The organism is Streptomyces sp. NBC_01497 (assembly GCF_036250695.1).
GTDB lineage: Bacteria > Actinomycetota > Actinomycetes > Streptomycetales > Streptomycetaceae > Streptomyces.
Genome location: NZ_CP109427.1, coordinates 5203233 through 5215900, shown reverse-complemented (window position 1 = coordinate 5215900; position 12668 = coordinate 5203233). Strand labels below are relative to the sequence as shown.

Genomic DNA, 12668 nt, shown 5'->3' with positions numbered 1-12668 from the left:
CGCCGGCGGTGCGCGGCCCCGATAGCGTCCACCCGACCGGTCCGGTACCTCGCCGAGGTCCGGCCACATCGACGGAAACGTTCACCGAGGGGCCGGCCCGGCAGCCCGCAGGGCCCCGTCCCTCCCGTGGTCCCTCGCGTACCAGCACACCTCGCCGGGCATTGCCCAGCCAACAGGAACGGGCCAGCGGCCTCTCGCCAACGCTCACGCGCGCCGGGGAAAGAGGAAGGGGGGCGGAGGGAAAGAGGACGCGAAAAAAGGGTCCGGGAACGCGAAAAGGGCCCGCACAAAGTGCGGGCCCTTCCCTAACTAAAAATTGTTCGGCAGCGACCTACTCTCCCACAGGGTCCCCCCTGCAGTACCATCGGCGCGGTAAGGCTTAGCTTCCGGGTTCGGAATGTAACCGGGCGTTTCCCCTACGCTATAACCACCGAAACACTATGAAACAATCAACACAACCGGAATAAACACAGCTGTTCGTGGTTTCAGAACCAACACAGTGGACGCGAGCATCTATGGACAAGCCCTCGGCCTATTAGTACCGGTCAACTCCACCAGTCACCTGGCTTCCATCTCCGGCCTATCAACCCAGTCGTCTACTGGGAGCCTTACCCCATCAAGTGGGTGGGAGTCCTCATCTCGAAGCAGGCTTCCCGCTTAGATGCTTTCAGCGGTTATCCCTCCCGAACGTAGCCAACCAGCCATGCCCTTGGCAGGACAACTGGCACACCAGAGGTTCGTCCGTCCCGGTCCTCTCGTACTAGGGACAGCCCTTCTCAAGACTCCTGCGCGCGCAGCGGATAGGGACCGAACTGTCTCACGACGTTCTAAACCCAGCTCGCGTACCGCTTTAATGGGCGAACAGCCCAACCCTTGGGACCGACTCCAGCCCCAGGATGCGACGAGCCGACATCGAGGTGCCAAACCATCCCGTCGATATGGACTCTTGGGGAAGATCAGCCTGTTATCCCCGGGGTACCTTTTATCCGTTGAGCGACGGCGCTTCCACAAGCCACCGCCGGATCACTAGTCCCGACTTTCGTCCCTGCTCGACCCGTCAGTCTCACAGTCAAGCTCCCTTGTGCACTTACACTCACCACCTGATTACCAACCAGGCTGAGGGAACCTTTGGGCGCCTCCGTTACCCTTTGGGAGGCAACCGCCCCAGTTAAACTACCCATCAGACACTGTCCCTGATCCGGATCACGGACCCAGGTTAGACATCCAGCACGACCAGAGTGGTATTTCAACAATGACTCCACCTGAACTGGCGTCCAAGCTTCACAGTCTCCCACCTATCCTACACAAGCCGAACCGAACACCAATATCAAACTATAGTAAAGGTCCCGGGGTCTTTCCGTCCTGCTGCGCGAAACGAGCATCTTTACTCGTACTGCAATTTCACCGGGCCTATGGTCGAGACAGTCGAGAAGTCGTTACGCCATTCGTGCAGGTCGGAACTTACCCGACAAGGAATTTCGCTACCTTAGGATGGTTATAGTTACCACCGCCGTTTACTGGCGCTTAAGTTCTCAGCTTCGCCACACCGAAATGTGACTAACCGGTCCCCTTAACGTTCCAGCACCGGGCAGGCGTCAGTCCGTATACATCGCCTTACGGCTTCGCACGGACCTGTGTTTTTAGTAAACAGTCGCTTCTCGCTGGTCTCTGCGGCCACCCCCAGCTCACTGTGCAAGACAGATCACCAAGAATGGCCCCCCTTCTCCCGAAGTTACGGGGGCATTTTGCCGAGTTCCTTAACCATAGTTCACCCGAACGCCTCGGTATTCTCTACCAGACCACCTGAGTCGGTTTAGGGTACGGGCCGCCATAAAACTCGCTAGAGGCTTTTCTCGACAGCATAGGATCATCCACTTCACCACAATCGGCTCGGCATCAGGTCTCAGACACATGCATGGCGGATTTACCTACCACACGTCCTACACCCTTACCCCGGGACAACCACCGCCCGGGATGGACTACCTTCCTGCGTCACCCCATCACTTACCTACTACCACCTTGGACCGGCGGCTCCACCACTCCCCTCAACTCCGAAGAGATCAGGGCGGCTTCACGGCCTTAGCATCAGAGGATTCGATACTGGACGCTCTACAGCGGGTACCGGAATATCAACCGGTTATCCATCGACTACGCCTGTCGGCCTCGCCTTAGGTCCCGACTTACCCTGGGCAGATCAGCTTGACCCAGGAACCCTTAGTCAATCGGCGCACACGTTTCTCACGTGTGAATCGCTACTCATGCCTGCATTCTCACTCGTGAACCGTCCACCACTGCCTTCCGGCGCGGCTTCACCCGGCACACGACGCTCCCCTACCCAACCCAGCACCCGTTGGGGCTATACGCTGGATTGACACGACTTCGGCGGTACGCTTGAGCCCCGCTACATTGTCGGCGCGGAATCACTAGACCAGTGAGCTATTACGCACTCTTTCAAGGGTGGCTGCTTCTAAGCCAACCTCCTGGTTGTCTCTGCGACTCCACATCCTTTCCCACTTAGCGCACGCTTAGGGGCCTTAGTCGATGCTCTGGGCTGTTTCCCTCTCGACCATGGAGCTTATCCCCCACAGTCTCACTGCCGTGCTCTCACTTACCGGCATTCGGAGTTTGGCTAAGGTCAGTAACCCGGTAAGGCCCATCGCCTATCCAGTGCTCTACCTCCGGTAAGAAACACACGACGCTGCACCTAAATGCATTTCGGGGAGAACCAGCTATCACGGAGTTTGATTGGCCTTTCACCCCTAACCACAGGTCATCCCCCAGGTTTTCAACCCTGGTGGGTTCGGTCCTCCACGACCTCTTACAGCCGCTTCAACCTGCCCATGGCTAGATCACTCCGCTTCGGGTCTTGAGCGCGCTACTAAATCGCCCTATTCGGACTCGCTTTCGCTACGGCTCCCCCACACGGGTTAACCTCGCAACACACCGCAAACTCGCAGGCTCATTCTTCAAAAGGCACGCAGTCACGACATGCAAGCAAGCTTGCATGCGACGCTCCCACGGCTTGTAGGCACACGGTTTCAGGTACTATTTCACTCCGCTCCCGCGGTACTTTTCACCATTCCCTCACGGTACTATCCGCTATCGGTCACCAGGGAATATTTAGGCTTAGCGGGTGGTCCCGCCAGATTCACACAGGATTTCTCGAGGCCCGTGCTACTTGGGAAATAAACAAACGAGCCGTACAGATTTCAGCTACGGGGGTCTTACCCTCTACGCCGGGCCTTTCGCATGCCCTTCGCCTATCCATACGGTTTCTGACTCGCCTCACTGCCGGCAGACAATGAAAGTCCACTCCCACGACCCCGCCCACGCAACCCCTGCCGGGTATCACACGTGAACGGTTTAGCCTGATCCAGTTTCGCTCGCCGCTACTCCCGGAATCACTATTGTTTTCTCTTCCTGAGGGTACTGAGATGTTTCACTTCCCCTCGTTCCCTCCACACACCCTATGAGTTCAGGTGCGGGTGACAGCCCATGACGACTGCCGGGTTTCCCCATTCGGACACCCCCGGATCAAAGCTCGGTTGACAGCTCCCCGGGGCCTATCGCGGCCTCCCACGTCCTTCATCGGTTCCTGGTACCAAGGCATCCACCGTGCGCCCTTAAAAACTTGGCCACAGATGCTCGCGTCCACTGTGCAGTTCTCAAACAACGACCAGCCACCCATCACCCCACCCAAACAGGCGAGTTCACTGGGGCCGGCAACCCGAAGGGCGAGCAACGCTCGCACCCTCAGACACCCAACAGCGTGCCCGACACATCCCGTCCACCCCTGCATTCCACGCCCCGAAGGACAGTACTAGCAGCAATGATCCGTGATCTGCCGAATAGTCAACGTTCCACCCTTGAGCAACCGGCACCAGACATTCGCTGATGAACCGGCCTCTGACCGGACCCCGAAGGACCCGGTAAGAAATGCTCCTTAGAAAGGAGGTGATCCAGCCGCACCTTCCGGTACGGCTACCTTGTTACGACTTCGTCCCAATCGCCAGTCCCACCTTCGACAGCTCCCTCCACAAGGGTTAGGCCACCGGCTTCGGGTGTTACCGACTTTCGTGACGTGACGGGCGGTGTGTACAAGGCCCGGGAACGTATTCACCGCAGCAATGCTGATCTGCGATTACTAGCGACTCCGACTTCATGGGGTCGAGTTGCAGACCCCAATCCGAACTGAGACCGGCTTTTTGAGATTCGCTCCACCTCGCGGTATCGCAGCTCATTGTACCGGCCATTGTAGCACGTGTGCAGCCCAAGACATAAGGGGCATGATGACTTGACGTCGTCCCCACCTTCCTCCGAGTTGACCCCGGCGGTCTCCCGTGAGTCCCCAGCACCACAAGGGCCTGCTGGCAACACGGGACAAGGGTTGCGCTCGTTGCGGGACTTAACCCAACATCTCACGACACGAGCTGACGACAGCCATGCACCACCTGTACACCGACCACAAGGGGGGCACCATCTCTGATGCTTTCCGGTGTATGTCAAGCCTTGGTAAGGTTCTTCGCGTTGCGTCGAATTAAGCCACATGCTCCGCCGCTTGTGCGGGCCCCCGTCAATTCCTTTGAGTTTTAGCCTTGCGGCCGTACTCCCCAGGCGGGGAACTTAATGCGTTAGCTGCGGCGCGGACCACGTGGAATGTGACCCACACCTAGTTCCCAACGTTTACGGCGTGGACTACCAGGGTATCTAATCCTGTTCGCTCCCCACGCTTTCGCTCCTCAGCGTCAGTAATGGCCCAGAGATCCGCCTTCGCCACCGGTGTTCCTCCTGATATCTGCGCATTTCACCGCTACACCAGGAATTCCGATCTCCCCTACCACACTCTAGTCTGCCCGTATCGAATGCAGACCCGGGGTTAAGCCCCGGGCTTTCACATCCGACGTGACAAACCGCCTACGAGCTCTTTACGCCCAATAATTCCGGACAACGCTTGCGCCCTACGTATTACCGCGGCTGCTGGCACGTAGTTAGCCGGCGCTTCTTCTGCAGGTACCGTCACTTTCGCTTCTTCCCTGCTGAAAGAGGTTTACAACCCGAAGGCCGTCATCCCTCACGCGGCGTCGCTGCATCAGGCTTTCGCCCATTGTGCAATATTCCCCACTGCTGCCTCCCGTAGGAGTCTGGGCCGTGTCTCAGTCCCAGTGTGGCCGGTCGCCCTCTCAGGCCGGCTACCCGTCGTCGCCTTGGTAGGCCATTACCCCACCAACTAGCTGATAGGCCGCGGGCTCATCCTGCACCGCCGGAGCTTTCCACGCACATCCCATGCAGGAGTGCGTCAATATCCGGTATTAGACCCCGTTTCCAGGGCTTGTCCCAGAGTGCAGGGCAGATTGCCCACGTGTTACTCACCCGTTCGCCACTAATCCACCCCGAAAGGCTTCATCGTTCGACTTGCATGTGTTAAGCACGCCGCCAGCGTTCGTCCTGAGCCAGGATCAAACTCTCCGTGAATGCTTTCCCCGTAAACGGGGTGACACCACTCGGAGCGGAACCACAGGAAGGAATAATCCCTGCGGTTCACAGCGTCCTCGCTGTGTTGTGTTACTTCAAAGGAACCTCGTCCACCGGAACCATCCGAAGATTCGGATCGCCCGGCATAATGGACGGGGTATCAACATATCTGGCGTTGACTTTTAGCACGCTGTTGAGTTCTCAAGGAACGGACGCTTCCTTTGGATTCCCTTCCGGGGCTCCTCCGGGCTTTCCCTTCGGTATTTCTTTGTCCTGCTGTGTTTCCGTCTCGCTGTCCTGCGTTTCCGACTCTATCAGACTCTGTTTCGTCCGATTCCCCGTCGGAAGGGGCTTTGCTTCCAGATATTCGCTTTCGCGTTTCTCTTTCGGCGTTACCGATCCTAGCAGACTTCCGAGTGCTGATTTCTCAGCGTTCGAAGTGTCTGAGTTTCGAATCGAATGGCCCGCTAGGAATTCAATTCCCTGCGTGAGCCTCGTAGATATTAGCGCCTGTCGCACGGACCGTCCAAACGGCCCCCGGGCAACCATCCAAATCTACTGCCCCCATGCGACTGCGTCAACAGTTTTCCTGGGGTGCGGATGAGAGTAACAGGTCAGGAGGGTCGGGTGCACATCAGGCGGCGACGGGGAGTTCGGCGCTCCGGCCGGTCATCTCCACGTCACCGGTCTCGCCGGCCCGCGCGGCCCTGCCGCCGAGCACGTACACATAGGTGAGAAAGGCGAGTTCGACGAGGACGCCGATGGAGACGCGGGCCCATGTCGGCAAGCCGGACGGCGTGACGAATCCTTCGATCGAGCCCGACACGAACAGCACCAGCGCGAGTCCTACGGCCATACCCAGCGCCGCTCTCCCCTGCTGCGCCAAAGCGGTCCTGCGTGGCAGCGGGCCCGGATCGACCACGGTCCAGCCGAGGCGCAGGCCCGTACCCGCCGCGACGAACACCGCCGTGAGTTCGAGCAGTCCGTGGGGCAGCACCAGCGCGAGGAAGGTGTCCAGCCGGCCCGCGGACGTCATGAGTCCCGCGCCGACCGCGAGGTTCAGCACGTTGGTGAACAGGATCCAGACCACCGGCAGACAGAGGAACGCCCCCAGCACCAGGCACAGGCCCGCCGCTTCGGCGTTGTTCGTCCACACCTGCGCCGCGAACGAGGCCTCCGGGTGGCTGGAGTAGTACGTCTCGTACTCGCCGCCCGGCCGCGTCATCTGCCGGAGCTCGGACGGGGCCCCGATGGCGGCCTGCACATCCGGGTGGTGGGCGATCCACCAGCCCATGACGACCGTGAGCAGTACGGACACCAGCGCCGTCGGCACCCACCAGTGGCGGGCCCGGTAGACCGCGGCCGGGAACCCCTCGGTGAGGAAGTGGACGGCGTCCCGCCAGGAGGCACGCCGTACGCCGGTCACCGTGGCGCGTGCGCGGGCGACGAGCTGGGTGAGCCGGGCCGTCAGCATCGGGTCGGGTGCCGACGACTGGATCAGCGAGAGGTGGGTCGCAGCGCGCTGGTAGAGGGCGACGAGTTCGTCCGCCTCCGCACCGGTGAGGCGGCGGCCGCGGCGAAGAAGGAGGTCCAGGCGTTCCCACTCGGCCCGGTGGGCTGTGACGAAGACGTCGAGGTCCATGATCGGCTGCTGCTCCAGGCACTAGTACGGCGCGCTGGCCGTCAGCTTGGCAGACTGACTCCCGCAGGGGCAGAGGGACCGTGGGGATGAGGGGGGTCCGGTCGTGGACGAGCTGCTGGTGACCGGTGAGGCCGTCGTGCTGGGGCTGCGGCCCGCCCGGCTTCCCACGCGTGTGCTCGCCTTCGCCGTCGACGCGGTGGTCGTCGCGGTCGCGTACGTGGCGGTCGCGCTGGCCGTCGCGTTCGGCGCGGGCTCACTGGACGATGCCGCGATCGCCGCTCTCCAGGTGGCGTCGTTCCTGCTCGTGCTTGTCGGCGTACCCATCGCTGTGGAGACGCTCAGCCGCGGCCGTTCGCTCGGAAAGCTGGCGTGCGGTCTGCGGGTCGTACGGGACGACGGCGGGCCCATCCGCTTCCGGCACGCGCTCGTGCGCGGCGCGGTGGGGGCCGTGGAGCTCCTCTTCTCGTTCGGCGTGATCGCCTGCATCGCCTCGCTGGTGTCCGAGCGCGGGCGGCGGATCGGTGACGTGTTCGCCGGCACGCTCGTCGTACGGGAGCGGGTTCCGGCGGCCCGGTCGGCGGCCGCGCCGCCTCCGCCGCACTGGCTCGTGGGTAGGTTCGGCGAGCTCGATCTCTCCGCGGTGCCCGAGGGGTTGTGGCTGTCCGTCCGGCAGTACCTGACGCGGATGGGGCAGCTCGACGCGGCCGTCAGCCGGTCGATGGCTACGCGGCTGGCTAACGATGTCGCGGCGCGCACCGGAGCGCCCGCGCCGGGGGGCGTGCCACCGGCCGCCTACCTGGCCGCCGTCCTCCAGGAGCGGCAGGTGCGGGACGCCCGGCGGGCGTTCGGTGAAGGGGGCTCCCCCGCGTCTGGCCGGCCATCGGTGGCTGCTGCCGTACCGGGCGGGACGCCGGTGGCCGGGGGCGCATCGGCGGCCGGCGGTGCGCTGTGGGCTCCTGCCGTGCTGCCGGCCGGCCCTCCCGTCACGCCCGTGCTGCCCGCGTCCGGACCCCCTGTCACGCCGCCGGCGCCGCCGGCCACCGGGTTCGTCCCGCCGGCCTGACGCACTCGCGGCCGTTTCGCGCGTTACGAGCGGAATGTCGAAGGGGGGTCCTGGAGGTCCTCCAGCTCGATGCCGGGAGCCGCGAGGACGACGTCCCCGGCGAGGTGGACCGTGTACTGCTCGCCCGTGTCGAGGGTGTTGATCCGGTACTCGTCCACGACCAGAGGGCCGTTGTCAGTGGGGTGCGCTTCACTGTTCACCAGGGCCCAGGACTGGTCGACGGTGCGCGGGGCGAGTACGGGGTCCGTGAAGGCGACGAGGCGTACGCGTGTGGCGGGGGAAGCGGGGGTGAGGCGCAACAGCCGTGCGGTGGCGACGAGGAAGGCCGGGGACCCGGCCGTGAAGGAGTGGGCCCGGACGTTGCCTTGCGTGGCGTGGATACCGGTGGGGTCGGTTCGGACCCAGGTGACGCCGTCGAGGGCGGCGCCGCGTACCTGCCAGTCGCCGGCGTGCACTTCGAGGCGGATGGGGCGGCCGTGTTCGTCGAGGGCCAGATCGACGGATCCGGTGTGGGCGCCCGCAGGGGTCGTCGTCTCGGCGACATAGCGCCAGCCGGAGGGGCCGGGCGCGCAGTGGAAGTGTTCCTGGGCGAGGGGGGTGTGATCGTGCGGGTCGTGGAGCGAATACCGGCCGCGGGGCATGGGGGTTCGTCGTGGCCTTCGTGCGGTCCTGCGGACCCGGTGGCGGGTCCCTGACGGGTCCTGGGCGGGGGTCAGGCCCCCGCACCGGGTGCGGGGGCCTGACGGGACGGGCGATGCGGCCGTCTACGCACCCAGGGTGCGGACACGGCCTGTCGTCGGTCGCCGGACCGGACATGGCCCGCCGTCGTGTGGACGGCAGGCCGCGACCGGTCAGTAGCGGTACTGGTCCGACTTGTACGGGCCGGCCACGTCGACGCCGATGTAGGAGGCCTGCTCGGGGCGGAGGGTGGTGAGCTTCACGCCGAGCGCGTCCAGGTGGAGACGGGCGACCTTCTCGTCCAGGTGCTTGGGCAGCACGTAGACGCCGACCGGGTACTCCTCCGGCTTCGTGAACAGCTCGATCTGGGCCAGGGTCTGGTCCGCGAACGAGTTGGACATCACGAAGGACGGGTGGCCCGTCGCGTTGCCCAGGTTCAGCAGGCGACCCTCGGACAGGACGATGAGCGTCTTGCCGTCGGGGAAGGCCCAGGTGTGCACCTGGGGCTTCACCTCGGACTTGACGATGCCGTCGATCTTGGCGAGACCGGCCATGTCGATCTCGTTGTCGAAGTGGCCGATGTTGCCCACGATCGCCTGGTGCTTCATCTTGGCCATGTCCGCGGCCATGATGATGTCCTTGTTGCCCGTCGTGGTGACGAAGATGTCGGCCGTGCCGACGACGTCGTCCAGCGTCGAGACCTGGAAGCCGTCCATCGCCGCCTGGAGCGCGCAGATCGGGTCGATCTCCGTGATGATCACTCGGGCGCCCTGACCGCGCAGGGACTCCGCGCAGCCCTTGCCGACGTCGCCGTAACCGCAGACGACCGCGACCTTGCCGCCGATCAGGACGTCGGTGGCGCGGTTGATGCCGTCGATCAGGGAGTGGCGGCAGCCGTACTTGTTGTCGAACTTCGACTTCGTCACCGCGTCGTTCACGTTGATCGCGGGGAAGAGGAGGTCACCGTCACGGTGCATCTCGTACAGACGGTGGACGCCCGTGGTGGTCTCTTCGGTGACACCGCGGATCTCGGAGGCGAGCTTGGTCCACTTCTGCGGGTTCTCGCCGAGCGTGCGGTTCAGCAGCGTGAGGATCTCGCGGAACTCCTCGCTGTCCGCGCTCTCCGGCGCGGGGGCCTTGCCCGCCTTCTCGAACTCGACACCCTTGTGCACGAGGAGGGTGGCGTCACCACCGTCGTCGAGGATCATGTTCGGGCCGCCGGTGGGCGAGTTCGGCCAGGTGAGGGCCTGCTCCGTGCACCACCAGTACTCGGCGAGGCTCTCGCCCTTCCAGGCGAAGACCGGCACGCCCTGCGGGTTGTCCGGGGTCCCGTCGGGACCCACGGCGATGGCCGCGGCGGCGTGGTCCTGGGTGGAGAAGATGTTGCAGGACGCCCAGCGGACATCGGCGCCGAGGGCGACGAGGGTCTCGATCAGCACGGCCGTCTGCACGGTCATGTGCAGGGAGCCCGTGACACGGGCCCCGGCCAGGGGCTTCGCCTCGGCGTACTCCTTGCGGATCGACATCAGGCCGGGCATCTCGTGCTCGGCGAGGTTGATCTCCTTGCGGCCGAACTCGGCAAGAGAGAGATCGGCGACCTTGAAGTCCTGTCGGTTGGCGACAGTCGTCATTTCGGGCTGCTCCTCGTAAGGGTCGAGGGTGAATTGCGTGCGGCTGGCTCTGTCGGCGCCGGGCATACGGATGCCCGAGCCTACGCGGCGCAGTCCGTCGGGCCCCTCTCTCCCTCGGCCGGTCCGCGAGGCGGACCGCCCGACCGCCATCAGCAGCGACGTCTGGCTTCCCGACGAATCTACACCGGTTGCGCCGGACGGCCACAGCGGACGGGAAGACCCGGACCGCCGTCGTGGAGGACCGTGGCGGTGAAACGCGACGACGGACCGTGGGTGGAGAGCCGCCCCGGTCGGGCCCGGCGGGGGCGGGGACCGGTGGGATCGCTCCGGGGCAGGCCGCTCTTGACCGGGTCTCCACGCCTGCCTGCTCCGGGGCAGGCCCGGGCCGCCGCCTGGCACGGCCCCTCCGGACCTGGCCACTCCAGTCCCGGCCGATCCAGGCCTGGCCGCTACAGTCCCGGCCGATCCAGGCCCGGCTACTCCAGCCCAGGCCGCTCTAGTCCCGGCCGCTCCAGTCCTGGCCGCTCCGGTCCCGGCCACTCCAGTCCTGGCCGCCCTCAGGCCTGAGGCCGGGCAGGCCGGTCGGAGGCCTGAGGCCGGGCGGGCTGGTCCGGGGCCTTCGCGCTGAGACAGGCTGGGCCGTTCGGGCGCCGGGGTACGCGCCGGGATGATTCGGCCCTCTCTCGGGGGCGTCCGCAAGGGCCCGCGAAGGCCCGCACTGCCGTGCGGAGGCAGTGCCGGTTGGCGGAGGCGGAGGCGGAGAAGGGAGCTCGGCCGCGGGAGTTGGGTCTCGCGCAGGGGTGGGGAACCCGGTCCCCAGACGTCGGGGGCCGGGGCGGGTCGGGGGCCGGGGGTCGCGTGGGGGGCCCGGGACCAGGGGTCGGAGGCGTGGATCAGGGTGGACCAGTGGACAGAGGAGAAGCCGGCCGCGGAGGTCCGCGACCGGCTTCCGTGGCCGGTATCCGTGGCCGACTTCCGCGACCGGCTTCCGCGACCGGTATCCGCAGCCGGCTTCCGCGACCGGCTTCCGTGGCCGGTATCCGTGGCCGGTATCCGTGGTGCTGGCGGGCGTCTGCGCATGCTCCGGGCTGTCGGCGTGCGCCCCGGGGGCCGGTTGTCGGCGAGTGCCCCGGACCCGGGGCAGTCGCCGTCGGGGCGTTCGCCCCGTCAGTGGTCCTCGGGGGCGGAGCCCGGGCCGCCGGGTGTGGCGGCCGGGTCGTCGCCCGCTGCCGCCGCCTTCTCGCTGTAGACGTCGGGTTCGAGGTAGATGACCCGCGCGATGGGTACGGCCGCGCGGATCCGTGCTTCCGCCGCGTCGATGGCCGCCGCGACCTCGACGGCCGTGTCGTCGTGCCGTACGGCGATCTTGGCGGCGACGAGCAGTTCCTCGGGGCCGAGGTGCTGCGTACGCATGTGGATGACGCGGGTCACGCTCTCGCCGTCGACGGCGGCCTCGCGGATCTTCGTCACCTGCTCGGCGCCCGCGGACTCCCCCAGCAGGAGCGACTTGGTCTCCACGGCCAGGACCAGCGCGATGACGATGAGAAGCGTGCCGATGCACAACGTGCCGATGCCGTCCCAGATGCCGTCGTGGGTGCCGAGCGCGAGGCCGACACCCGCGAGGGCGAACACCAGGCCGATCAGGGCGCCGAAGTCCTCCAGCAGCACGACGGGCAGCTCAGGGGCCTTGGCCCGGCGGATGAACTCCATCCAGGACATGGACCCACGCGTCAGGTTCGACTCCTTCATGGCCGTACGGAACGAGAAGCCCTCGGCGATTATCGAGAAGACGAGAACGCCGACGGGCCAGTACCAGTCGTCCAGCGGGTGCGGGTGCTTGACCTTCTCGAACCCCTCGTAGACCGCGAACATGCCACCGACGGAGAACAGGACGATCGATACCAGGAAGCCGTAGATGTAGCGTTCGCGCCCGTAGCCGAACGGATGCTCCTCGGTGGCCGCGCGCTTGGCGCGCTTGCCCCCGAGGAGCAGCAGTCCTTGGTTCCCGGAGTCCGCGACCGAGTGGACCGCCTCCGCGAGCATCGAGGACGATCCGCTGAACAGGAACGCCACGAACTTGGCCACCGCGATCGAGAGGTTGGCGCCGAGCGCCGCCACGATCGCCTTCGTTCCGCCTTGCGCGCTCATGAGGTGCGCGATGTCCCTTCTCGCGGTGATGGTC

Annotated in this window: 5 protein-coding genes and 3 rRNA genes; 1 reads left to right on the top strand and 7 read right to left on the bottom strand. The window is 65.0% G+C overall.

Going from position 1 to position 12668, the window contains the following annotated elements; translation table 11 throughout:
• Positions 1 to 318 precede the first annotated feature (318 nt).
• The 4 genes from rrf to OG310_RS21970 all read right to left on the bottom strand — a co-directional run bounded on the left by rrf (position 319) and on the right by OG310_RS21970 (position 7114).
• A 5S ribosomal RNA gene (gene rrf, locus OG310_RS21985) occupies positions 319 to 435 on the bottom strand.
• An 80-nt stretch (positions 436 to 515) separates the two neighbouring features.
• Positions 516 to 3637, bottom strand: a 23S ribosomal RNA gene (locus tag OG310_RS21980).
• Between the two features lie 310 nt (positions 3638 to 3947).
• Positions 3948 to 5472: ribosomal RNA gene (locus OG310_RS21975) — 16S ribosomal RNA — on the bottom strand.
• The 16S, 23S and 5S rRNA genes sit together here, the layout of an rRNA operon.
• A 634-nt stretch (positions 5473 to 6106) precedes the next feature.
• Positions 6107 to 7114 carry a stage II sporulation protein M gene (locus OG310_RS21970; protein WP_329457578.1) on the bottom strand — a complete coding sequence of 336 codons (1008 nt, stop codon included), beginning with the start codon at positions 7112 to 7114 and terminating at the stop codon, positions 6107 to 6109.
• Positions 7115 to 7217: 103 nt separating this feature from the next.
• On the opposite strand from OG310_RS21970, the gene OG310_RS21965 reads away from it, so the two are divergent.
• Positions 7218 to 8177, top strand: coding sequence for an RDD family protein (locus OG310_RS21965; protein ID WP_329457577.1), 960 nt, complete (start codon positions 7218 to 7220; stop codon positions 8175 to 8177).
• 23 nt (positions 8178 to 8200) lie between these two features.
• On the opposite strand, the gene OG310_RS21960 is transcribed toward OG310_RS21965, so the two are convergent.
• From OG310_RS21960 to OG310_RS21950, 3 genes are all read right to left on the bottom strand, one after another.
• Entirely contained in the window at positions 8201 to 8818 is a 618-nt protein-coding gene (locus OG310_RS21960) for a hypothetical protein (protein ID WP_329457576.1), read from the bottom strand.
• Between the two features lie 210 nt (positions 8819 to 9028).
• On the bottom strand, positions 9029 to 10486 hold the full coding sequence (gene ahcY / locus OG310_RS21955; protein WP_329457575.1) for an adenosylhomocysteinase: 1458 nt from the start codon (positions 10484 to 10486) through the stop codon (positions 9029 to 9031).
• Between the two features lie 1167 nt (positions 10487 to 11653).
• The gene (locus OG310_RS21950) at positions 11654 to 12634 is read right to left on the bottom strand and encodes a cation diffusion facilitator family transporter (protein WP_329457574.1); all 981 of its coding nucleotides are present in this window, start codon (positions 12632 to 12634) and stop codon (positions 11654 to 11656) included.
• Positions 12635 to 12668: the final 34 nt, after the last annotated feature.

Bases quoted from the DNA above. Each gene is read 5' to 3' on its own strand.
- OG310_RS21950 (WP_329457574.1), bottom strand. From the start codon at position 12,634: ATGAGCGCGCAAGGCGGAACGAAGGCGATCGTGGCGGCGCTCGGCGCC.
- OG310_RS21960 (WP_329457576.1), bottom strand. From the start codon at position 8,818: ATGCCCCGCGGCCGGTATTCGCTCCACGACCCGCACGATCACACCCCC.
- ahcY (WP_329457575.1), bottom strand. From the start codon at position 10,486: ATGACGACTGTCGCCAACCGACAGGACTTCAAGGTCGCCGATCTCTCT.
- OG310_RS21970 (WP_329457578.1), bottom strand. From the start codon at position 7,114: ATGGACCTCGACGTCTTCGTCACAGCCCACCGGGCCGAGTGGGAACGC.